Source organism: Haloferax chudinovii (assembly GCF_042663345.1).
In the GTDB taxonomy this organism is placed as follows: Archaea; Halobacteriota; Halobacteria; order Halobacteriales; family Haloferacaceae; genus Haloferax; species Haloferax chudinovii.
In genome coordinates this window covers 243,449-265,322 of the sequence record NZ_JBHTAB010000003.1, presented here as the reverse complement: position 1 = coordinate 265,322, position 21,874 = coordinate 243,449, and the positions used below count along the sequence as shown (strand labels likewise).

Here is a 21,874-nt window from a genome sequence, read left to right as displayed (position 1 = left end):
ACTCAATCGTCGCGTTCGAGTTCGTCGAGGATGGGTCGGTACTTCAGTTGCACCTCGTCCCACTCGGCGTCGGGGTCCGAGTCTGCGACGAGGCCGACGCCCGCGAACAGCGTCGCCAGCGTCTCCTCGACGATTGCCGAGCGGATTGCGACCGCGAAACTACCGTCGCCGTCGGCGTCGAACCAGCCGACCGGCGCGGCGTACCAGCCGCGGTCGAACGGTTCGGTGTCTCGAATCACGTCGAGGGCGGCCGCCGGCGGGAGGCCGCCGACGGCGGGCGTCGGGTGGAGCGCGTCCACGAGCGAGAGGACGTGTTCGTCGCGTTCGAGCGTCGCGTCGATGGGCGTCCAGAGGTGCTGGACGGTCGCGAGCTTCCGAATCCCGCGGTCGCCGACGCGAATGTCGGCCGACAGGGGCGCGAGCTGTTCCCGAATCGTCTCCGCGACGAGTTCGTGTTCGTGGTTGTCCTTCTCGCTTCCGAGCAGTTCGTTCGCCAGCCACTCGTCTTCGTCGTCGGTGTCGCCGCGGCCGGTCGTCCCGGCGAGCGCGCCGGTTTCGACCTCGCGGCCGCGGAGCGAGACGAGCCGCTCGGGCGTCGCGCCGAGGAAGCTCGCCCCGCCGTTCGGCTCGACGAGAAAGCGGTGGCAGTCGGGGTACGTCCCGCCGAGGCGGGCGAGTAGGTCGGGCGCGGCGGCGGGTCGGTCGAGTTCGACTTCGAGCGCCTGCGCGAGGACGACCTTCTGCAGGTCGCCGGCGCGGATGCGCGAAACCGCGGCGTCGACGCTCTCGTGCCACGCCTCGACCGAGGTCGTCCGGTGGCGGTCCGAGACGCCCGGCGGCCCCTCGGGGGGCGCGTCGTCGAGCGCTTCGAGCGTCGCTCGGAGTTCGTCGAGTCGGTCGCCGACGGTGTCGGCGTCGGCCTCGGCGTCGAGGGCGGTGACCGTGAGCCACGCGTCGTCGCCGTCGAAGACGACCTGCGCCTCGGGGACGACGAAGCGCGCGGCCGGAAAGTCGGCCCACGGGTCGCGGCCGGTCGCCTCCTCGTGGAAGGCGAGGCCGCCGAAGAATCGCGGGCGGGCGACGTCGGGGGCGTCCACGTCAGCGCCGTCGAACAGCGCCGTGGCCGCCCGGCGGACGCGCGCGAGTCGCTCGGGACCGCCGGCCTCGACGGCCGCGGCGACGCCGCCGCCGACGACTGTCGGCTCGTCGGGGGCGGTCCACAGCGCCCGCGGGCGGCGCATCGCCGCGAGCGACGCCGAGACGGGGGGCGCAGACAGTCGAACCGACCTGCTGACGAGGTGGGTCCCCACCTCGTCGGTCCGCAACGGTTCCATCGACCGTGGCTCAGGACCGGGGACGCTTGAAACTCTCCCTTCTGTCCCGCGCGTCGGTTCGGCGACGCGGTCGAACGCGCACGGCTGTCCACCGAACGACAACGCTGGTGGCTCGGACGCGAAACGACCGCCGAAAACGCTGGAAACTCAGCTTAGCTGTACCGCTCTTCGTTCCACGGGTTCGCCGTGTTCGAGTAGCCGCGTTTCTCCCAGTAGCCGCGTTCGGGTTCGGTGAGGAACTCGACGCCCGAAACCCACTTCGCGCCCTTGTAGGCGTACTTGTGCGGGGTGACGACCCGGAGGGGACCGCCGTGGTCGGCGGGCAGGTCCTCGCCGTCGTAGCCCCAGACGAACATGACCTCGTCGCGCATGCACTGGTCGAGCGGCAGGTTCGTCGTGTAGCCGTCCATGGCGTGGAACATCACGTGGACCGCGTCGTCGTCGACGCCGACCGCCTCGGCGAGCGCCGGGAACGTGACGCCCTCGAACTCGCAGTCGAACTTGCTCCAGCCGGTGACGCAGTGGAAGTCCTGTACCTGCGTCTCGGAGGGGAGGTCGCGGAACTCGTCGAACGAGAGGTCGAGTTCGGTGTCGACCGCGCCCCACGCCTCGAACGACCACGTCTCGGGGTCCCACGCGGGCGTGCCGCTCTTGGAGAGGACGGGGAACCGCTGGGTCTCGCGTTGGCCCGGCGGGAGTCGGTCGTCGCCGAACTCCTCGTAGAGGTGGGTCACGTCGTTAGCCATGCTCGAAACTTCGGCCCGACGCACCTATCACTAACGACTCCGGACACCCGCAGACGACCGGGGAAACCGACCGCACTAACCGAAGGTAAACGGCGGTTCGCGTTCGCCCGGACGACCTTCAGAAATCCCGATTATTCCCCCGGTAGAGTTATATACGGCCCTTCCAAAGCGACGGACGTTCAGATGCCCAAAGTAGAGATTACCGTGCCGGAACACCTGGAGATGCAGATCGTCCAACTCGTCGAACAGGGCGAGTTCGTCAACCGCGACGAGGCCATCGAGGACCTGCTGTCGACCGGTATCCGCGCGTACAAGACCAGCGGTCCGATGTCCGACGAGGACCGCGCGTACGAAGACGACGGGATGATGGGCCACGAAGACGAGTACGTCTTCTGAGCCGAGTGACAGAATCCCCCAATAACTCTTAAACCGCCTTCGCTCCTATCCAACGCTCATGCACAAGGACGAACTGCTGGAGCTTCACGAACAGATGGTTATCATCAAGGACCACTTCTCGGCCCGCGAGCACGTCGATTCGAGCCTGTTCGACCCCTACGACGAACTCGGCGTCGAGCCCTCCCACGTCCACAAGTCGAAAAGCGAGCACAAACACGCCGTGTTCGTGCTCGGCAACGCCCTCGCGACCGCGATGAGCGACGACGAGTTCTCCAGCGCGGGCCGCGTCGGCAAGCGCATGGAAGAACTGGCCGACGACGCCGAAGGCAAAATCTGAGCGGCCGTCGACCGCGACGCGCCCCCTGACCGACCGACGCGAAGTCGCCGCTGGCGGTGGCACCCATGTCGGCCGCTAGCAGTTCTCAAGCAGTTCTCCGCGGGTTTCTTTACCGCCCGTTCGCACGACACAGGTAGCTCATGCTAGAGATACCGGGCTGGATACCGTTCCAGCGGCTCGCCGCGCTCCTCGCGCTCCTCGCGGCCGCCGTCGCGCTCGCCGTCGTCGACAGGCCGACTCGCCTCTCGGCGGCGCTTCGGCGGCGCTTCCTGTTCGGTCTCCCGCTCGGAACGCTCGTCAGCGCCGGCGGCGTCCTCCTCGTCTACCTCGTGGTTCAGGACGGCTGGTCGTCGTGGTACCGCCCCGTCGTCATCCCGTTCCGGGCGTGGTCGTACTTCTATCCGACCGGGATGCTGACCGCCGCGTTCGCCCACTCCAGTCCCGGCCACCTCGTCGGTAACCTCGTCGGTACGCTCACCCTCGCCCCCGTCGCGGAGTACGCGTGGGGCCACTACCCGACGCGCCGCGGGTCCTCGTCGTTCGGTTCGGCCCGCGAGAACCCCTACGTCCGGTCGCTCGTGGTCTTCCCCGCGGTCGTCTTCGGCGTGGGGCTCCTGACGTCCGTCTTCGCGCTCGGCCCGGTCGTCGGCTTCTCGGGCGTCGTGTTCGCGTTCGCCGGCTTCGCGCTCGTCTTCCGGCCGCTGGCGACCGTGCTGGCGTTCGTCTCCGGGCGCGTCGTCAGCCTGTTTTACAACGCCATGCTCTCGCCCGAGGTCGTCTCGTCGGCCCGCCCCGTCTTCTCGACGCCGTGGTGGTCCCAAATCGCCATTCAGGGCCACGCCATCGGCTTCCTGTTCGGCGTCCTCCTCGGCGTGTGGCTCAGTCACCGCCGCGGGGGTTCGAACCCGCCCGCGCTCCGCAGTTTCGCCGGCGTCCTCCTGTTTACCGTCAGCGAGTCGCTGTGGGCGGTGTACTGGTATCGCGGCGGCGAGACCTACGTGCTGTTTCGCGCCGTCGGCTTCGCGCTCGTCGTCGCGCTCGCGGCCGTCGTCGCGCTGACGGTCGCGACCTCCGACAAGCCGCTCCGGGAGTACGCGCCCGACACCTCGATGTTTTCGGCCCGCCGCTGGCAGGCCGGGGCCGCCGTGCTCCTCGTCGTCGTCGCGGCGCTGTCGGGGCCGGCGGTGCTGTACAACACGTTCACCGCGAGCGGCGACGACCTCCCCGGCGAGAGCGTCTCGGTCAGGGACTACGAGGTGACCTACGCCGAGGACGTGCCCAACGGGCTGACCGCCGTCTTCGACGTCGAGCTGTTCGGCGAGTCGACGACGACCAACACCTCCGGGGTCATCGTCAAAAGCGAGCGGCGCGGCATCTGGACGACGGCCATCCCGACGAGTCGGCTGGCGTTCGACGGCGAGTCCGCGGTCAGATTCGGCGGGCTCGGCTGGCGCGACCGGGTGACGGCGGTCCGCGACGGCTACGTCGTCACGGGCGCGGGAGTCGCCTATCGGGTGTTCCTCGTCGCCGACGGCGAGGCGCGACTGGCGTACGAGACCGGCCCGGTCCGGGCCGAACCCGTCGTCGCCCGGCGGAGCATCTCGGTCGTACCGACGGTGACGGGCTACGACATACAGGTCTCGTCGGACAGCGGGACCGTCAGGGGACCGATGCCGACCGAGAACACGACGACGACGCTCGACGGGGTTCGGTTCGTCCGCGAGAAGTCGTTCGTCTTCGCCGAATCTCGGGGGACGAAAGTTCGCATCGCGCGAGAAGAGACGTACAATTAGGGCGCGACGGCGCGCCGCCGGCTCACCACTCGATGCGGAACACTTCGGCGTCGAGCTGTCGGCGGTCCTCGTCGTGGAACTCGAACTGGCGGTCGAGGTCGAACGTCGCCCGGAAGGCGTCAGTGAGGTCGCCGCCGGCGTCGGACGCGAACGACTCGACGAACTCCTTGCTCCCCTCGTTGTGGACCGAGTAGGACACGTCGGCGACCGACGCGACCGATTCGAGGAAGGCGCGGTCGGCGTGTTCGTTGCCCCGTTGCGCGCCGAACGGGGGGTTCATGAGCACCGTGACCTGCCGGTCGTCCGAGAGACACAGCGGCAGGCGGGTCGCGTCGGCGCGAATCCAGTCGATGGGGGCGCTCGCGCCGACCCGGCGGGCGTTGTCCGTCGCGGTGTCCAGCGCGTCGTCGTCGAGTTCGACGCCGACGACGCGGGCGGGCGAGCGGAGCGCCGCGCCGAGGCCGAGCATGCCGGTGCCGGAGCCCAAATCGAGGACCGTCGCGCCCTCGATGTCGCCGCGGAGGTCCGCGAGGTGGACGAGGTGCGCGGCGAGGTCCGGCGGCGTCGGGTACTGTTCGAGCGAGACCTTCGGGTTCTCGAAGCCGGCGACCACCGCCAACTGCGCCTCCAGTGCGGCCTTGGTTGCCATCAGCCGTGGATGGAACCTCGAAGCTCAAAAGCGACGCCCTCGCGCCGGGCGCGCTCGCCGAGGGCCGCGAGCGCCGACTCGGCGTCGTCGGGGCGACAGCACTCCGCGACGTCGACGGCGACCCGGCCGACGCCGAGGAACGCCGCGGCGCGGACGTACTCGCGGAGGCGCTCGGACTCCGACTGCACCGCGAGGGGGTCGTCGTCGTCGAAGCGGGCTTCCACGGTGAGTTCGGCCGGGAGGTAGCCCTCTTCGGCGAGTCCAGCCTTCAGGTCGCGGAGGTGCGAGGGAGCGGTCGACTCCAGCCGCGACGCCTCGAGGATGACGGGAGTCAAGTCGGCCGGACGACCGGCGGCGAGTGCGGCTTCGACGGACGAGGATTCGAGCGTGCTCATGTTGCGCATACATTTCCTTTGGTTATGTATATATCTTTGTAAATGCTCAGTAGTAATCAAACGGGAGCAGATTCGCCGATGGCGCGCGGATATCCTCGCAAAACGTGACAACCTAGAGACTGATGATGGCCGCTGTCGTATCACTCACGGGGGAACACGCTCCACCCCCATTCCCGCTGACCCGCGCGGGCGATTCGCTCGGACGCCGACGGGATTTTGTGAGCCTGTAGAACTCTGCTCGGACAGGTGTTGCTACTCGTACGTGTACGCGAGCAGTTCGTCCCCGGCGGCGTCCCGAATCGTGACCGTGTCGCCGCCGTTGTTCCACACCGCGCCGCCGCGACCCCAGTAGACGTCCTCGTCGGTGTCGGTTCCCGACCCCGTGTGGAGCGTCACCGACGCGTCGGGGTCGAGTTCGGACCCCTCGGCGAACGTGTAGGTCGCGCCGGCCGCGTCGGAGACGGTCCACCCCGAGAGGTCGACGGCGTCGTCGCCGTCGTTGCGGAGCGTGACGTACTCCTCGTTCAGGTTGTCGTTGTCGTTGCCGGGCGCGTCGGCGACGACCGAGACCGAGAGGCCGTCGTCGGTGGTCGCGTCCGCACCGCCGGCGGCCGCGCCCTCGGTCGCGCAGGACCAGAGGCCGACCCCGCGCTCTCTGGCGTCGCGCTCGGCGCGCTCGTAGCGCTCGCGCTCCTCGAACGAACTCTCGTAGAAGCGGGCGTGGCCCTCGGTGATGAGGTCGTAGTTGAACGGCGCGCCGTCGACGACGACGTACGCGAGGAGCCGCCCGTAGTAGCCGCGCTCGCCGGCCTTCTCGTCGTACCGGAGTTCGACCGTCCGGTCGGCGAGGCGGGACTTCGCGTAGGCGCTCGCGTTCTCGCCGGCCGCGCGGAGGCAGGTCCGCCCGGCCTCGGTCTCGGGCACGCCCTCGAACTCGTCGGGCGTGTTCTCGGCGTGAACCTCCGGCGTGTCGACGCCGAGAAGCCGGACCGTCTCGCGCGCGCCGTCCGGCATGACGACCTTGATGGTGTCGCCGTCGACCACCTCGACCACCTCGACTGTCACGTCGCCCGCGGCGGCCGCGGTCGTCGGCGACCCCGACTGCGACGTCGTCGACGACGCCTCGGTCGCGCTCGGTTCGACCGTCGTCGTCGCGTTCGCGCCGCCCCCGCCGAGACAGCCCGCGAGGACCGCGAGCGCGACGACAACGAGTGTCGCGGTAGCACGTCTGACCATTCGATTCACCGTTAGTCAGGGAACCGTATAAGTAGGTGCGTCCCAATTGCCCGAATCAGAACTCGTCGAATCGCCAGACAGCGGTCTCTATCATATTTCTGTTACAAAGGTTTAAATTCGCGCTCCACCAGAAACCTTTTAATGGAACGTCCGAGCCGGCAGCGTCAACGAGAGGAGGCAACGGCACAAGAGGACGAGCAAGTCAACTGCCCGGAGTGCGGCTCTGACCAGATCGTCACGGACGCAGACCAGGGGGAGCTGGTGTGTGACGATTGCGGTCTCGTCCTCGACGAGCGACAGATCGACCGCGGCCCGGAGTGGCGGGCGTTCAACCACTCCGAGCGCCAGTCGAAGTCGCGCGTCGGTGCGCCCATCACCGAAACGATGCACGACCGGGGACTGACGACGACCATCGACTGGAAAGACAAGGACGCCTACGGCCGCTCGCTTTCGTCCGAGAAACGCTCGCAGATGCACCGCCTGCGGAAGTGGCAAGAGCGCATCCGGACGAAAGACGCCGGCGAGCGCAACCTCCAGTTCGCGCTCAGCGAAATCGACCGCATGGCGTCGGCGCTCGGCGTCCCGCGGTCGGTCCGCGAGGTCGCGTCGGTCATCTATCGCCGCGCGCTCAACGAGGACCTGATTCGCGGCCGCTCCATCGAGGGCGTCGCCACCTCGGCGCTGTACGCCGCCTGCCGTCAGGAGGGCATCCCGCGCTCGCTCGACGAGGTCGCGGAGGTGTCGCGCGTCCCACAGAAAGAAATCGGCCGCACGTACCGCTACATCTCGCAGGAACTCGGCCTCGAACTCAAGCCCGTCGACCCCAAGCAGTTCGTCCCGCGGTTCGCCTCCGCGCTCGACCTCTCCGAGGAGGTCCAGGCGAAGGCGACCGAAATCATCGACGTGTCCGCCGAGCAGGGCCTGCTTTCGGGCAAGTCGCCGACCGGTTTCGCCGCCGCCGCAATCTACGCCGCGTCGCTTCTCTGCAACGAGAAGAAGACCCAGCGCGAGGTCGCGGACGTGGCGCAGGTGACGGAGGTCACCATCCGGAACCGCTACCAAGAGCAGATCGAAGCGATGGGGTTCCGCTGAGCGTCGGCCCGCCGAACCGACCCGCGACCCGGCTCACCGTCACCGACTGACGTCGTCGGCGACACTCAGTTTTTCACGAACACCACGACCGACCGCCCCCAGAGGCCGGTGTCGTACTGGTGTGCGACGTAGCCGTCGAGAAGCGGCGCGACCGTCCCGCGCTCGTCGGCGGGCGCGATGACCACCGGGGGAACCGACGACCGGGCTTCGAGCGCCCTGGGCGTCGCCGCCGACGCGGTGTCGGCCCCGAGACGCTCGACGTACCACGCCATCGGGAGTCGCTCGCCCCACGCGTCGGGGACCGGCGGGTAGTCGGCCGCGCCGTCGGCGACGTGCATCGAACTCCCGTAGTAGAGCACCGCCGGAGCCTCGTCGTCGGTCGGCCCGACCCACACAGAGAGGTTGTCGCGGAACGACGAGAACTCCGCCGACGGCTGGGCGAACTGCGCGAGTTCGGCGTCGCGGTCGCTCGGGGCGTACACCTCGGTCGACGCCACCGCGCCGGTCTGGGCGACGAGCGCGAGCAAGACGACGACCGCGGCCGCGACGCGGGAGACGTCCCGAGCGTCGAACGCGCGCCGACCCCAGCGGACGAGCGCCGCGAGGCCGACGCCCGCCGGGAGCGCGAGCGGGACGACGACGTAGACGCCGAGCCACGGCGCGGACACCTCGGTCAGCATGGGGACGAACACCAGCGACGCGCCGGCCCAGTAGACCGCCGCCGACACCTCGGAACGCGGCCCGCCGGCCGTGTAGCGGTCGACGAGGAAGACCGCCGCGCCGAGGACGACGACCGGAAGCGCCGCCAACGCGAGCGTCCCGAGGAGGTCGCCGAGATACGGGAGGTACTCGTGGGTCCCCTCGGGGTAGCGGTCGACGACGCGGACGCCGACGAAGCGACGGACCGAGTCGAAAAGGGCCGCGTCGATTGCGCCGAGCATCGTCCCCGGCGTGTAGAGGCCCGCGCCGTCGGTGTTGCCCGCCCGCGGCGCGAACGCGAAGACGGAAACTGCGACGAAGACGAGAAACGCGCGGGCCGCGGGCGTCGCCGCGCCGCGGAGTCGGGCGGCATACTCGCCGAGGCGCATCGCGGCCGGCCGCGACGACGGGAGAAGCGCCGCGTGGTCGAACGCCAGCAGTCCGGCGACGCCGAGACAGCAGAGGGCGACGACGCCGAGCCCCGACGAGGCGACGGCGAGCGCCACGGCCGCGGCGAGTCCGTAGGCGTTTCGCCGCCCCGAACCGTCGACGAGGCGGAGCGCGAAGCCGAAGGCGACGAGCGCGAAGCCGACCGCGAGCACGTCGCCGCGGGCGAACCGGCCGTAGTAGACGAGAACCGGGTTCGCCGCGAGGACGACCGCGAATCCGACGACCTCGTCGGCGGCGAGGCGACCGCGGAAGAGGAGCGCGGCGAGCGGGAGCACAGCGCCGAACAGCGCGAAGGGGAGGCGGAGCGCGAAGTCGGTCGCGCCGAACAGCGCGAGCGACGGCCGCGAGAGGTGGTAGACGAGCGGCCCGCCGGCGACGGGGCGATACGAGAAGAAGCCGGTTTCGAGCGACCGGAGACTCCAGTAGCCGACGCGGGCCTCGTCCCAGTGGAGCGGCCGGTCGCCGAGGCCGACGAGGCGGACGACGAGCGCCGCGGCCGCGAGCGCGACGACGGCGAGCGTCGTTCGGTCGGGACGCCGTCCGGCGCGGGAGGGGGTCATGAGGTGACGTGACGCGCCGGACGGCAGAAAGGTTACGACTTGTGGAGGTCCGCCGACCCGCCCCTTCGAAAGCGTCATCCCCGGCGACCGGTAGCACTCGGATATGTCACTCATCGAGTCGCTACCCCCTCGGCCCCTCGAACCGCAGGAGCTGACGTCGCTGAATCGCGCGGACGCGTTCGACCTCGTCGTCGCCGTCGAGGACGACGGCCCCGCCCGAAGCCTGCTTTTCGCCACCGACGCGTGGGTCAAAGGTGCCGCCTACCAAGAGGACGCCGGCTGGTCGGTCGTCGAGACGGTCACAGTCGACGGCGGAACCGAGCGAATCGAGGGCCTACAAGCGTGCGAGGAGGCGATTCTGTCGTTCCGGAACGACGAGAACGAGGAGTAGTATTAACCGCGTTCCGAACTAAGTATAATCCGTCATGTATAACGAAATCCTCGTCCCGACCGACGGAAGCAAGGCCGCCGAACGCGCCATCGACCACGCCCTCGACCTCGCGGAGACGTACGACGCGCGGATTCACGCGCTGTACGTCGTCGACACCAGCATCTACACCTCGCTCGACGCCGGCGCGGACGTGGTCATCGACGCCCTCGAACGAGAGGGCGACGCCGCGACCCGACACGTCCGCGAGGCCGCCGAGGAAGCCGGTATCGACGTGCAGGTCGAGGTCGTCACCGGGACCGCCTACCGCTCCATCCGGGAGTACACCGACGACCACGATATCGACCTCGTCGTCATGGGCACCCACGGGCGCACGGGCCTGAGCCACTACCTCCTCGGGAGCGTCACCGAGCGCGTCGTCCGCACCTCACCGGTACCGGTGCTCACCATCCGACTGGACGACGAAGACGAAGCCGAGGCGGACGCCGACGAGAGCGCGGACGCCGAAGCCGAGGAGTAGTCCGACAGTTCCGGGGAGACCAGACGCGGTCTCGGCCGGCCGGTCGGCGACGAGGTCGCCGCGGCTTTGATAAACAGTTTTGGTGCGGTCGCTCATACGCCGCGGTATGACCGAGTACACCGTCGAGTTCGTCGGTACGGGCGAGACTATCACCGTCTCCGACAAACAGACGATTCTCAAGGCCTGCATCGAGGAGGGCATCGCACAGGAGTACTCCTGCCGCGTCGGGATGTGCCTCGCCTGCTCCGCCGAGATTCTCGAAGGCGACGTCACCCAACCCGCCGCCCGCGGCCTGACCGACGAGGAGGCCGAGCGCTTCGCGCTCACCTGCATGGCCCGCCCGCAGAGCGACCTCAAACTCGACCGGGGCGTCTACCCGCCGAGCATCGAGGGCGACGCCGCGGCCGCCGGTACCGCCGCGGACGACGACTGACGACGGATACTCACCGGAGGGGTTCTCCGCCCCACGAGCGCGTTCTCAGTTCCGCACGACTCCGCCGAGCCGACGCGCCCGAGTCGCTCCCACCGCTCCTCTCGAACCGGCCCATCGCTCGCATCTCTCGAACCGTGCCCTCCGCTCGCGGTCTTCTCTTCGACCCGCCTCTCACGTCTCGCTCGTCGCCGCGCAGTTGTTCGGTCCCAACTCGACGTCGAACGCCTCCTCGTCGGTCAGCGAGTCGCGCCCGAGGTTCGTCTCGATGATTCCCTCGTAGTTTGCCGGCCGCGGCGGCATGTCCGAGCAGACGAACGAGACGAACGCCGCTTCGTCCATCGAGAGCGCCCCGAGCCGCTCCCGAAGCCCCCCGAGTTCGGCGACGTACGCGCCGTCTTCGTCGGGGACCGTCCGCGGGCCGCGGTGGGCGGGCGCGACCAGCGTGTCGTCCGCGAACGCGCCGTACCGTTCCGTGAGCGTCGCGTGGAGCCGTCTCGCGGCGTCGGGCGCGCCCTCGTCGCCGTCTTCGAGGTCGGGGCGGGCGACGCTCTCTAAAAAGAGGCTGTCGCCCGCGAAGAGCAGGTCACCGAGGCGGAACGCGGTCATCTCGGTCGTGTGCCCCGGCGCGTGGATGGCGACGAGTTCCGCGTCGCCGACGCCGACGGTCTCGCCGTCAGCGACGAGTCGCGCCTCGAAGTCGAGGCCGCGGTCGGCCGCGCCCGCCGGGAGGACGGCGGTCGCGTCAGCGCGGTCGCGGAGCGCGCTGACGCCGCTGACGTGGTCGGCGTGGACGTGGGTGTCGACGGCGGCGACGAGTTCCGCGCCGCGCTCGCGGGCGTCTTCGACGTATCGGTCCGCGAACGCCCGGAGCGGGTCGACGACCACGGCCTCGTCGCCGGCGACGACCAGATAGGCGAGACAGCCGCTGGAGGGGCGGTCGTACTGGAGGACCGTCGCGTCCGCATCCGCGTTCCCGACCGGGAGTTCGCGGACGCGGTAGACGCGCGCCCAGCCGTCCATGCCGGATTCGAGGTTCTCGGCGGGGACGCCGGCCTCGGAGAGCAGGTCGGCGACGTGCGCGCTCGACCGGCCCTCCGCGCAGACGACGACCACGGGCGAGGGCGCGTCTCGGAACGCGGCCGCGAGTTCGTCGACGGTCCCGCGAATCTCGGCCTGCGTGAAGCGAATCGCCGGAATCTGGGTCGCAGTCACGGTCGCGCCGTCGACGTGCCACGCCTCGAACTCGTCGCGGTCGCGCACGTCGAGTACCGCCGTGGGGTCGCCGCGGGCGAGCCGGGCCGCCAGTTCCTCGGGAGTCATACGCACACGATACGCGCGCCGAGCGGAAGAACGCTACGCGGGCCGAAGCGAGGAGACGGACTGTTACTCGGTCGTTCCGCCGTCGTTACTGAGACGGCGCGACGGCGGTTCGTCGAAGTCGAACTCGTCGAGGACGTCGCCCGGCGGGTCGTCGACCCCGCCAGCGGGCGGAGTGTCGGCCCCCATCCCCGCGGGCGTGTTCGGCTCGCCGGCGTCGTCCGACTCGCCGGCGTCGTCTGTCTCGCCGCCGCCGAGGCGGTCGGCGGCGTCGCGAATCGAGAGCACCTGCTCGGTCTGCGAGCGGTTTGCGTCGGCGATGTCGCCGATTTGGTCCGACACGGTGGTCGCGCGGGCGGTCGCGTCGTCGACCATGCCGGCGACCTGCTCGGCGCTCGCGGCCTGGTCGTCGGTCGCCGAAGCGACTTCGCCGACGCCGACGGTAGCCTGTTCGACCGCCGCCGAGATGTCGGAGAGACTCCGCATCACGTCCTCCCCGCGGTCGATTCCGTCGTACAGTCGCTCGGTCGTCTGCGAGAGGCTGTCGATGGTCTCTTGGGCCTCGGACTGGATGTCGCCAACCGTGCCTTCGACCTCGGCGGCGCGGGCCTGCGACTCCTCGGCGAGGTTCTTCACCTCGCTGGCGACGACGGCGAAGCCCTCGCCCGCGTCGCCGGCGCGGGCGGCCTCGATGGACGCGTTGAGCGCGAGCAGGTTCGTCTGCTCGGCGATGTCGTTGATGGCGTCGAGCACCTCGTCGATCTCCGCGATCTGGTCGTGGAGTCGCTGGACGTCTTCGGAGGCCGTTTCAGCGGCCTCGCTCACGTCGCGCATCACGTCGATGGCCTCGTCGGCCGCGTCCTCGCCCTCGGCGGCGCGCATGGCGGCGTCGGCGCTGGTCCGCTCGACCTCCTCCGCGGTCGCCGCGATTTCCTCGACGGTCGCGCTCATCTCGGACACCTCGGCGGCGACGGTCGCCATGTCCTCGGCCTGCGCCTGCGCCGTGGCCTCGATGTCGTCGGTTCGGTCCGTGACCTCTTCGGAACTCCGCAGGAGCGACTCGACGGGGTCGCTCACGTCGGCTTCGACCTCGTTGGCGAGCGTCCGCCGGCGCTGGGCGGCCTCGCGCGCCGCCCGACTGTACGAGTGGATGTACGTCTCCATCGCCACCTGCTGGTCGAGTGATAGGAGTTTCAACACGGGGAGGACGCGCGCGACGACCTCGTCGACGGCGGCTTCGACCCGGTCGTCGCCGCCGCCGAGCCCGCCCGAAACGCTGGACGCGCCGCCGAGAAGTCCCGAAAGCAGACCGCCGCGGCCGTCGCCGTCGCCGTCGCCGTCGGCGTGGGCGTCGCCGTCGCTCCCGGCCGTGTCGCCGCCGGTGAACTCGGCTTTCACCTCGTCCGCGACGGCACCGAGAATGCCCTCGTAGTAGACCGAGTACGCGCCGAGGTAGAACTTCGGCCCGAGGTCTATCATATCGTGTAACTTCCCGATGCGCGCCCGTTTGGCGAAGTAGTCCTCGCCGTACTCGCCACGGCCGAGTTCGCGGAGGTAGGCCGCCTGGTCGGCCCGTAGCATCTCCGTCGTCTTCGTCGAGCGACCGAAGAACTCCGTCGTCGCGTGCTCGCCGAGGTGGTCGTAGAACGACGCCGCGAACTCGTCTGCGAACTCGTCCAAGAGCGGTTCGAGGTCGCGCAGGCGACGCTCATCGGCCGCCGAGAGCCGAACGAACGATTTCCGCCGGTCGATTTCCGCCGCGTCGATATCCAACTGCGAGAGGAGCGCGTCTCCGTCGACGCGCGCTCGCGCGCCGGCGTCGACTTGCCCCGAGGTGCTCGTCATATACGCTCCTCAGCAGATACCAGTATATCAACCCTCACCGCGGGATATCACGAATGATACCGGTCGATTGCCGCGGGACGCTCACGACCGCGCGTCGGCACGAATGTTCACGTGTCTGGCGCGCGGAGACTGGGTATGGACGCCGATTCGTTCCGCGAGTCAGTCGAGACGGCGAAGCGAACGCAACTCGACCGGCTCGGCTCGTCGAAGCTCCTGTTAGCGTTGACCGAAGCGGACCTCTCCGAGCCGGCGGTGCTCCGCGCCGCCGCGTACTCCGAGCACGCGGCCCGCGGGACGTTCGCGACGTGGGCCGCAGACGAGGCCGACGACGACGCGAGAGCCGCGTTCAAGGCCACCGCGGCCCAAGAGGCCCACCACCTCGACCGCGTCCTCGACGCGCTCGACGAGGAGATCGACCTCCCGGATGAACCCGGCGTGATGCACGCGTACCTCCGCGGGCGCGAGGACGCAATCGAGCGGGCCGCCGCCGGGATGGTCGGCCGCGGCCTCGTCTCGATTCGCACCCACACCCAGGTCATCGGCTTCTTCGTCAACGAGGCGGACGAGCCCCGCGCCGACCTCTTTCGCGACCTGAAAGCCGAGACGGAGGAGACGCTGACGACCGGCCTCGACCTGTTGGCCGACCGCTGTGCGACCGACGCCGACTGGGAGCGCGCCCGGATGGTCGCCGAGTACGTCGTCCAACTGGCGTACGACGACTACGCCGACGGCCTCGCCGAACTCGGCGTCGACCCGAAGCCGCTCTGCTGAGTCGCCGCCGCAACGCCCGGCCCGCCGCGGGTCGCCGACCCAACCTATTCGTGTCCCCGAGTGGTAGCCGGTGGTATGACTTCCGAGGTTCGCGGGCGCGTCGAGGCGCTGTACACCGCGCCGTCGAAGGCCGAGCCGATGGCCCCCCACGAGACCGTTTCGGTCGCGCCGGGCGGTATCGAGGGCGACCGCTACTTCGACGGCGACGGCTTCTACTCGGCGACCGACGGCTGTCAGGTGACGCTCGTCGACGCCGCGGTGCTGGACGACGCGGCGCGCGAGTACGATCTCGACCTCGCGGCCGGCCAGCACCGCCGGAACGTCGTCGTTCGCGGCGTCGACCTCGACGCCCTGCTCGACGCGACGTTCGAACTCGGCGGGGCCGAACTCCGCGGCACGAAGCTCAGGCCGCCCTGCGCGCACCTCGCGGACCTCGTCGGCGACGACGACGTGGGCGACGCGCTCCGCGAGTCCCGCGGCGGCATCTGCGCGGACGTGCTCGAACCCGGCCGGGTCGCGGTCGGCGACGACCTCCGCGTGACCGAGGCGAACCCGCGCGAACTGGGCCGGCAGATAGCAGACCGCCTCAGCGGCGACGCGGTTGCGGGCGACGACGCCGCGGCGAGCGACGAGGAACCGCACGGGAGCGGCCGCGAATGACCGGCGGTGACGACATCGACGACGCGACCGCCGGAACCCCAGTCGAGCGCTCGAAAGCCGCGCTCGCGGCGCTCAGAGCCGCCGACGCCCCGGGGTCGGTTTCGATTTCGGAGCCGACTGCGAGCGCGGCCCCGACGGTCGCGGTCGCTCCCGGCCGCGTGAACCTCGTCGGCGGCCACACCGACTACAACGACGGTCTCTGCCTCCCGATGGCCGTCGACCGCCACGTCGCGGTCGCGGCCCGTCCCCGAGACGACGACTTGCTCCGCGTCCGCGCCGCCGACTTCGACGAGACGGCTGAACTCGCCCCCGACGACGACCCTGACGGGTGGGCGGCCTACGTCGCCGCGGTCGCGCGCGTCCTCCGCGAAGACGACCCGGTCGGCGGCGCGGACCTCGCTATCGCATCCGACGTGCCCACGGGCGCGGGACTCTCCTCGTCGGCCGCGCTCGAACTCGCGGTCGGTCGCGCGCTCCTCGCGGTCTCCGGGCGCGACCTCCCGGCCGCCGACCTCGCGCTGGCGTGCTGGCGGGCCGAGCGGGAGGGCGTCGGCGTCGAGTGCGGCATCCTCGACCAGTTCTCCGCGGCGCTGTGCGAGGCCGACTCGGCGCTCTTTCTCGACTGCCGGACCCGCGAGACCGAGTCGGTTCCCCTCGGCGACGGCGTCGGCGTCCTCGTCATCGACACCGGCGTCTCCCACGAACTGACCGAGTCGGGCTACAACGACCGCGTCCGCGAGTGCGCGGCCGCGCTCGATTCCCTCCGCGAGGTCGCCGACCGCGACCTCGATTCCCTCCGCGACGTGGACCTCGCCCTCCTCGACGCCCACGCCGACGCGCTGGAGCCGATTCATCGCCGCCGGGTTCGACACGTCGTGACCGAAAACGAGCGCGTCCGTCGCGCCCGCGACGCGCTCGCCGCCGGCGACCTCGACCGCGTCGGCGACGCGATGCTCGCGGCCCACGAGAGCCTGCGCGACGACTACGAGGTGAGCTGTCCGGAACTCGACGCGGCGGTCGAACTCGCCGCCGAGACGCCGGGGGTCTACGGCGCGCGAATGACCGGCGGCGGCTTCGGCGGAAGCGCGGTCGCGTTAGTCGACGGCGACGCGCTCGACCGGGCCGCGCGCGAGATTCGAGCCGCCGCCCCCGAACGCGTCGGTCCCGACGCCGACGTGTTCGCCTGCCGTCCCTCCGCCGGCGTTCGACTGGTCGGCGAGGAGTAAGCGCGAGCCGACGGCTCCGCGTGGTGTCTCGCAAAAAATCGAACGCGGGTCCGTGAGTTCTGGTTCGGTGCGGCGAGTCGAACGTGGCGACTCAGCAATTCGCCGGCTCGACGAAGCGTACGCTTCGTCGAATAGTGTCGAGCTTCGCTCGACTGATTCGACTTCGGCTTACGCCTCGTCGAATAGTGTCTCGCCGTCGACCATGTGCGCTTCGACGGTGTCCATGTCCAGCGTCACGCCGAGGCCCGGCTTCTCCGGAATCTCGATGTAGCCGTCCTCGATGACCGTCTCCTCGACGAGGTCGCCCCACCAGCCCAGCTCGTAGGAGTGGTACTCGACCGCCAGCGAGTTCGGAATCGCCGTGCCGACGTGCGCCGACGCCATCGTCGCGACCGGCGACGACACGTTGTGCATCGCGACCGGCACGTAGTACTGGTTCGCCACGTCCGCGATTTTCTGCGTCTCGCGCATCCCGCCGACCTTCGGCATGTCCGGCGCGACGATGTCAACGGCCTGATTCTCGATGAGGCGGCGAAGCTCCGTCACGCGGTAGCGGTTCTCGCCGACCGTGATGGGCGTGAGCGTGGACTTCGTGACCTCCTCCTGCACGTCGAGGTTCTCCGGCGGCACGGGGTCTTCGAGCCACCACACGTCGTAGTCTTCGAGCGCGGCCGCGAGACGCTTGGCGCTCCCGCCCGAGAACGTCCAGTGGCAGTCGAACGCCACGTCCGCCTTGTCCTTGACGCGCTCTGTCACCTTCTCGACGATTTCGGCCTTGTGCCGAATCTCGCCGGGCCGCAGGTGGCGGTTCGCGCGGTCCTTCTCGAAGCCGGACGGCACGTCGAGGTCGAACTTGAGGGCGTCGTAGCCGAGTTCGTCGACCACGCGCTCTGCCTCGTCGGCGCACGCTTCGGGGTCGGCCTCCGCTTCGGTGTGGCAGTCGCAGTAGACCCGGACCTTGTCGCGGTACTTCCCGCCGAGAAGCTGATAGGCTGGGATGTCGAGAATCTTGCCCGCGAGGTCGTGCAGCGCGATTTCGATGCCCGCGATGGCGGTGACCGTGATACCCTCGACGGAGCCCTCACCGGACATCTTCTGGATGAGGTGTTCGTACAGGCGGTCGATGTCGAGGGGGTTCTCGCCGATGACGAACGGCTTCATGCGCTCGATGAGCTCGGGCACGCCCGCGCCCCAGTAGGCCTCGCCGGTGCCGACGACGCCCGCGTCGGTGTAGATGCGGACGAGCGTCCACGGGAAGTTGCCGTCGACCATCGTCGTCTGCACGTCGGTGATTTCGACGTCGCGGCCGCCGCCGCGCTTGGCCGTCACGCCCATCGTCTCCGCCGACAGCTCTCGCATCGTGTACTCCGCGTTCGGATCGTGCAACTCCGCGTAGTTCTTACCCATGTGAAGTGGTTTACTCGGACGTTAGTAAAGTTTTCTGGACGAGACATGTCTCCGCTCGGGACTCGGGGGACCGGGGAGCGAGGTCAGACCGGCACGCGTCGGTCGAGCGAGTCGCGGAACGTCTCGCGGACGAGCGCGTCGAGCTCGGCGGGGAAGTCGAGCCGCCGGAGGTCGGTGTCGGGGTCCGTCTCGGGGTCGGGGTCGATTCCGCGGCGGCGGACCGCGAGGAGCCGCCAGAGATACGCGAGTCTGAGCAGGCGCATCGCGTCGGGGATGTCGGCGTCGCTTCGGACGCGGTAGGTCACCCACGCGGAGTCGGGCAGGACGTGGTGCGGGTCCGCGAGCCCGTCGGTGAGAAGCACGTCGCGGACGCGCCTCGTGAGCGCGAGGTCGACGACGCCGGCGTCGTGGACGTGGCCGATTTCCCTGCCGGCGACGACGAACTCCGTCCCCCCGAAGCGGTGCGGCGCGGTCTCGACGCCGGGCCAGCGCGAGACGCGCGAGATGATTCTGTCGATGGAGGCGGTCATACAGTGACTGTACGCGTCCCGAGGAGATAACTGCACAGAGCCGGAGCCCCTGAAACGCGTCGTCTTTCGACCCGAGGTCGATATCACGTAGCCCGACGATAACCACAGGGTTTCCAGACATTCTGTTCACAGAGAGTGTCGGTCGAAAATAGACCCTCTGATTGGTGTGGTATTCGCGGATTAACACGGGTTAGGAACGCGAATGTTCGCATCCGGTGACGGGTTCGCGCCGTTGCCTCGCGGTTCGGGCCGCGCTCTGTCGGGCGAAATTCGGAGCGCGACGCCGAGCGGTAGACGATTCGTAACGAAGCCCTCGGAACGCAAATAACAGGTCGAACCATGTCTCTGACCCCCACCGATGTACCAACCCCGGGAACAGACTCCGACCACCGGGAGGTCAGGCGATGAACCTCGGCCAGCTCGGCGTCGGCGGCGTCGTCCTCTTCATCGTCGTGTTCGCACTCCTCTCCGGCGGCGTGAATACGCCCGAGACGCCCGCGCCGGCCGACGACGCCGACAGAAGCATCGGCGTTGACGTGACAGAGGCCGGCGCGGACGACGCGCCGCCCGAGGACCCCGACCCCGGAATCGAAGCCGAGCCCGTCATCGCCAACGACGACGGGGCCGCCGACTCGGGCGACGACGCCACCGGAAACGAGAGCGAAAGCGAGAGCGGGACGTTCGAGACGGTCGAGACCGGCGACGACGACACCGACTCGACGACGAGGACGACCAGGCCGCGCGGTAGCCCGGTCGGCATCTCGAACGACGACGACGGCTCGTCCGACGACTCGTCTTCGGACGATTCGAGCGACGACGCCTCGAACGACGACAGCGCGGACGACTCGAACACCGACGACAACACCGACGCCTCGACCGACAACGATTCGAACACTGACGATTCGAACACCGACGACACCGGCTCGTCATCGGACGACTCGACCGACGACGCCGGTGACGAGACCGGTGACGACTCGGGCGACGACATCGGGATGTGCACGGTGTGAAATCCGGCCACCGTGGCAACCCGGAACCCTCAGTCGACTAGGAGATTGAGGGCGTAGGCGGTCCGGAGCACCGACGCGGCGTCGCCGCGGGGAAACACCAGTTCGTCCGTCTCGCGGACGTGGTCGAGCACGCCCGGCGAGGAGTGTTCCGGAGCCGCCGCGAGCCCGCAGTCGTTTTCTTCGGCCCACCGCATCACGTCGAGGTCGGACTTCGAATCGCCCATCACGAGGACGAACGGGTCGTCCACCCCGAGCACGTCGAGGGCCGCGCGGACCCCCGCCGTCTTGTTCAGGTCGACCGCGGAGAGTTCCGCGGCGTCGGCGTGGTAGTACGCGACCGTCACGCGTTCGAGGGTCCGTTCGACGTCCTCGGGAATCTCCGTGTCAGACTCGGGAAGCGCGTCGCGGTCGTCGAGCACGTCGCGTATCTCCGGGTCGCGCGCCGCGAAGTACGCCCGCGCCCAGTCGGGGCCGGCGGGGTCGTCGGTGAGCGCCTCTCCGAGGAGGTCGAGCAGGTAGACGAGCGCGCCGTCGATGACTGCCTCGGCGTCGTCGCTCCCGGTCTCGAAGTTCGGCTTGAGCGTGACGTTGAACTCGTTGCCCTGCAGGTGAACGCCACCGCGGAGCGCGTCGGGGAGGTCGCGGATGACCCGTCCGCGGACCGACTCGAAGACCGACTGCACCGAGTCGTCGAGCGTCTCGTAGAGGAGGCGCTTCGTGTCGGAGCCGTGGCCGGGCGTGAAGACGCCGGTGCCGGCCTCGTAGACGATGCTCACGTCACCCGAGTGGACGAGTTCGTTGCCCAGCCCCTGAATGGCGAACCCCTTGACGTTCTCTAAGGTCTGGCCGGTGCAGATGACGATGGGGACGCCCCGCTCGTGGAACCGGGTGAGGAGGTGTAGCACCTCGCGGGGAATCTCGTTGTCCGTCTGCCCCGCGGAGCGAAGCGTCTCGTCCACGTCGAGGACGAGCGCGTTCACTTCTCGCCCGTACTTCGTGTAGAGGTCGAGGGCGGTGAACGCCTGATCTCGCGTCGCGCGCGCGGCGAGTTCCGCGTAGCGGTCGCCGTCCGAAAGCGCGCGGCGAATGCGGTCTTTCTTCGCCGTGAGCTCGTCGTCGACCGCCTGCCAGTGCGACAGCGCCACCGGCGAGCCGAGCGGCGGCAAGAGGTCGACGAAGTCCTGTGCGTCCCGGACCGCGTCCGCGTCGAAGTTCCCGTACAGTCTGTACAGGAGGTCGTACCGCTCCATGACTCGGGGTCGTCACCCAACCGCATTAAACCCGCATGGGTGCCGGTTCCCCCGCGGCGTCTCGCGGGCGGAGAGCCGCGCCGCCGACGGTCGGTCGGCCCCGCAACTCTGATACCGGCCCGCCGACGACGTGTGCACATGGCACACTGGACCGACAGCATCGTCGGCGACCGGATGACGGTGGACCGCGAGTTCAACGAGCAGGTGATGAACTCCCGGTTCAACAGTCAGGAGTGGGGTCTCATCATGACGGCGACGGAGTTCGAAATCGAGAACGCGGACGACCCCGAGGCGGCCCGTATCGTCGCCGATACCGAGAAGGTCCCGCAGATCATCCCCGAACTCGACAACATCCGCAGTCAGATGGGCGGGATGGGCGGCGGGGGAGACGACTCGCCCTCCGGCGGCGGCATCGTCGACTCCATCAAGGGCGCGCTCGGCATGGGCGGCGGCGGCAAAAAGGGCGAACAGGAGAAACTGGAAGACGCGGAGCGACTCACGCAGGCGTACGCCGACGCGCTCCAAGACCACCTCGAAAAGAAGGGCAAGTGGAATCAGGTCCGGGTCAGCTACCTCGAATAGCCGGGGAGTTCCGGCGGTTGCGCTCGCACTCGGCGTCTCAGTACTCGTCGCCGGCGTGGAACAGCGTTCGCTCGCTCGCCTCGTAGATGTTCATCAGTTCGTTGATGAGTTCGTCGTACTCCTCGTCTTCCTCGCGGAGCGCGTCGAGTCGGGCGACCGTCTCGTCGTCGAGGTGAATCTGGGGCATGCCTACACCCACGCCGCGTGACACCTTAAGCGACGTGGGGGACCGGGATTGGCTCCTTACTACC

24 protein-coding genes are annotated in these 21,874 nt (G+C 69.3%); 12 read left to right on the top strand and 12 right to left on the bottom strand.

Going from position 1 to position 21,874, the window contains the following annotated elements:
* Positions 1-2: 2 nt before the first annotated feature.
* Both ACFQI8_RS08860 and ACFQI8_RS08855 read right to left on the bottom strand, forming a co-directional pair.
* Entirely contained in the window at positions 3-1,334 is a 1,332-nt protein-coding gene (locus ACFQI8_RS08860; protein ID WP_390243997.1) for an isochorismate synthase, read from the bottom strand.
* Positions 1,335-1,486: 152 nt separating this feature from the next.
* A complete protein-coding gene (locus ACFQI8_RS08855) occupies positions 1,487-2,080 on the bottom strand; it encodes a sulfite oxidase-like oxidoreductase (RefSeq protein WP_390243996.1) in 594 nt (197 codons plus the stop codon).
* Positions 2,081-2,263: 183 nt separating this feature from the next.
* Between ACFQI8_RS08855 and ACFQI8_RS08850 the strand changes: the two genes are divergently transcribed.
* The 3 genes from ACFQI8_RS08850 to ACFQI8_RS08840 all read left to right on the top strand — a co-directional run bounded on the left by ACFQI8_RS08850 (position 2,264) and on the right by ACFQI8_RS08840 (position 4,606).
* On the top strand, positions 2,264-2,476 hold the full coding sequence (locus ACFQI8_RS08850) for a ribbon-helix-helix domain-containing protein (RefSeq protein WP_004043463.1): 213 nt from the start codon (positions 2,264-2,266) through the stop codon (positions 2,474-2,476).
* A gap of 58 nt (positions 2,477-2,534) precedes the next feature.
* Positions 2,535-2,813: a UPF0058 family protein gene (locus tag ACFQI8_RS08845; RefSeq protein ID WP_390243995.1), complete on the top strand. Its 279-nt coding sequence runs from the start codon at positions 2,535-2,537 to the stop codon at positions 2,811-2,813.
* Between the two features lie 140 nt (positions 2,814-2,953).
* A complete protein-coding gene (locus ACFQI8_RS08840; protein WP_390243994.1) occupies positions 2,954-4,606 on the top strand; it encodes a rhomboid family intramembrane serine protease in 1,653 nt (550 codons plus the stop codon).
* Positions 4,607-4,628: 22 nt separating this feature from the next.
* On the opposite strand, the gene ACFQI8_RS08835 is transcribed toward ACFQI8_RS08840, so the two are convergent.
* From ACFQI8_RS08835 to ACFQI8_RS08825, 3 genes are all read right to left on the bottom strand, one after another.
* Positions 4,629-5,255, bottom strand: a complete 627-nt coding sequence (locus ACFQI8_RS08835; RefSeq protein ID WP_390243993.1) for an METTL5 family protein — start codon at positions 5,253-5,255, stop codon at positions 4,629-4,631.
* Complete coding sequence (locus ACFQI8_RS08830) at positions 5,255-5,650, bottom strand: DUF7961 family protein (RefSeq protein WP_390243992.1); 396 nt, start codon at positions 5,648-5,650, stop codon at positions 5,255-5,257. Before ACFQI8_RS08830 ends, ACFQI8_RS08835 begins: the two co-directional genes overlap by 1 nt.
* 252 nt (positions 5,651-5,902) lie before the next feature.
* The gene (locus tag ACFQI8_RS08825; RefSeq protein ID WP_390243991.1) at positions 5,903-6,886 is read right to left on the bottom strand and encodes a lamin tail domain-containing protein; all 984 of its coding nucleotides are present in this window, start codon (positions 6,884-6,886) and stop codon (positions 5,903-5,905) included.
* Positions 6,887-7,027: 141 nt separating this feature from the next.
* Here ACFQI8_RS08825 and ACFQI8_RS08820 point away from each other — a divergent pair, with 141 nt between their 5' ends.
* Positions 7,028-7,978, top strand: coding sequence for a transcription initiation factor IIB (locus ACFQI8_RS08820; RefSeq protein WP_390243990.1), 951 nt, complete (start codon positions 7,028-7,030; stop codon positions 7,976-7,978).
* 65 nt (positions 7,979-8,043) lie between these two features.
* On the opposite strand, the gene ACFQI8_RS08815 is transcribed toward ACFQI8_RS08820, so the two are convergent.
* Complete coding sequence (locus tag ACFQI8_RS08815; protein ID WP_390243989.1) at positions 8,044-9,687, bottom strand: flippase activity-associated protein Agl23; 1,644 nt, start codon at positions 9,685-9,687, stop codon at positions 8,044-8,046.
* Between the two features lie 103 nt (positions 9,688-9,790).
* On the opposite strand from ACFQI8_RS08815, the gene ACFQI8_RS08810 reads away from it, so the two are divergent.
* From ACFQI8_RS08810 to ACFQI8_RS08800, 3 genes are all read left to right on the top strand, one after another.
* Positions 9,791-10,078, top strand: a complete 288-nt coding sequence (locus ACFQI8_RS08810) for a DUF7964 domain-containing protein (protein ID WP_390243988.1) — start codon at positions 9,791-9,793, stop codon at positions 10,076-10,078.
* Positions 10,079-10,112: 34 nt separating this feature from the next.
* Positions 10,113-10,595: a universal stress protein gene (locus ACFQI8_RS08805; RefSeq protein WP_390243987.1), complete on the top strand. Its 483-nt coding sequence runs from the start codon at positions 10,113-10,115 to the stop codon at positions 10,593-10,595.
* Positions 10,596-10,701: 106 nt separating this feature from the next.
* On the top strand, positions 10,702-11,028 hold the full coding sequence (locus tag ACFQI8_RS08800; protein WP_004969999.1) for a 2Fe-2S iron-sulfur cluster-binding protein: 327 nt from the start codon (positions 10,702-10,704) through the stop codon (positions 11,026-11,028).
* A gap of 171 nt (positions 11,029-11,199) precedes the next feature.
* Here ACFQI8_RS08800 and ACFQI8_RS08795 read toward each other — a convergent pair whose 3' ends face one another.
* Positions 11,200-12,348 carry an MBL fold metallo-hydrolase gene (locus ACFQI8_RS08795; RefSeq protein WP_390243986.1) on the bottom strand — a complete coding sequence of 383 codons (1,149 nt, stop codon included), beginning with the start codon at positions 12,346-12,348 and terminating at the stop codon, positions 11,200-11,202.
* Between the two features lie 63 nt (positions 12,349-12,411).
* Positions 12,412-14,190 carry a globin-coupled sensor protein gene (locus tag ACFQI8_RS08790; protein ID WP_390243985.1) on the bottom strand — a complete coding sequence of 593 codons (1,779 nt, stop codon included), beginning with the start codon at positions 14,188-14,190 and terminating at the stop codon, positions 12,412-12,414.
* Positions 14,191-14,325: 135 nt separating this feature from the next.
* Here ACFQI8_RS08790 and ACFQI8_RS08785 point away from each other — a divergent pair, with 135 nt between their 5' ends.
* The 3 genes from ACFQI8_RS08785 to galK all read left to right on the top strand — a co-directional run bounded on the left by ACFQI8_RS08785 (position 14,326) and on the right by galK (position 16,847).
* Positions 14,326-14,961, top strand: coding sequence for a rubrerythrin family protein (locus tag ACFQI8_RS08785; RefSeq protein WP_390243984.1), 636 nt, complete (start codon positions 14,326-14,328; stop codon positions 14,959-14,961).
* A 75-nt stretch (positions 14,962-15,036) separates the two neighbouring features.
* Positions 15,037-15,621: an MOSC domain-containing protein gene (locus ACFQI8_RS08780; RefSeq protein ID WP_390243983.1), complete on the top strand. Its 585-nt coding sequence runs from the start codon at positions 15,037-15,039 to the stop codon at positions 15,619-15,621.
* The gene (gene galK, locus ACFQI8_RS08775) at positions 15,618-16,847 is read left to right on the top strand and encodes a galactokinase (protein WP_390243982.1); all 1,230 of its coding nucleotides are present in this window, start codon (positions 15,618-15,620) and stop codon (positions 16,845-16,847) included. The genes ACFQI8_RS08780 and galK overlap by 4 nt, the downstream gene beginning before the upstream one ends.
* 168 nt (positions 16,848-17,015) lie before the next feature.
* Here the strand turns inward: galK and ACFQI8_RS08770 are convergent, their stop codons facing one another.
* Positions 17,016-18,254 (bottom strand): mandelate racemase/muconate lactonizing enzyme family protein, encoded by a 1,239-nt coding sequence (locus ACFQI8_RS08770; RefSeq protein ID WP_390243981.1) that lies wholly within the window; start codon positions 18,252-18,254, stop codon positions 17,016-17,018.
* Positions 18,255-18,337: 83 nt separating this feature from the next.
* Entirely contained in the window at positions 18,338-18,784 is a 447-nt protein-coding gene (locus ACFQI8_RS08765; RefSeq protein ID WP_390243980.1) for a luciferase domain-containing protein, read from the bottom strand.
* A 404-nt stretch (positions 18,785-19,188) separates the two neighbouring features.
* On the opposite strand from ACFQI8_RS08765, the gene ACFQI8_RS08760 reads away from it, so the two are divergent.
* Positions 19,189-19,791 (top strand): hypothetical protein, encoded by a 603-nt coding sequence (locus ACFQI8_RS08760; RefSeq protein ID WP_390243979.1) that lies wholly within the window; start codon positions 19,189-19,191, stop codon positions 19,789-19,791.
* Between the two features lie 29 nt (positions 19,792-19,820).
* Here ACFQI8_RS08760 and ACFQI8_RS08755 read toward each other — a convergent pair whose 3' ends face one another.
* A complete protein-coding gene (locus tag ACFQI8_RS08755) occupies positions 19,821-21,041 on the bottom strand; it encodes an HAD family hydrolase (protein ID WP_390243978.1) in 1,221 nt (406 codons plus the stop codon).
* Between the two features lie 138 nt (positions 21,042-21,179).
* On the opposite strand from ACFQI8_RS08755, the gene ACFQI8_RS08750 reads away from it, so the two are divergent.
* Complete coding sequence (locus ACFQI8_RS08750; RefSeq protein ID WP_390243977.1) at positions 21,180-21,623, top strand: DUF5799 family protein; 444 nt, start codon at positions 21,180-21,182, stop codon at positions 21,621-21,623.
* Positions 21,624-21,660: 37 nt separating this feature from the next.
* Here ACFQI8_RS08750 and ACFQI8_RS08745 read toward each other — a convergent pair whose 3' ends face one another.
* Positions 21,661-21,810 (bottom strand): DUF7557 family protein, encoded by a 150-nt coding sequence (locus ACFQI8_RS08745; RefSeq protein WP_004970780.1) that lies wholly within the window; start codon positions 21,808-21,810, stop codon positions 21,661-21,663.
* Positions 21,811-21,874: the final 64 nt, after the last annotated feature.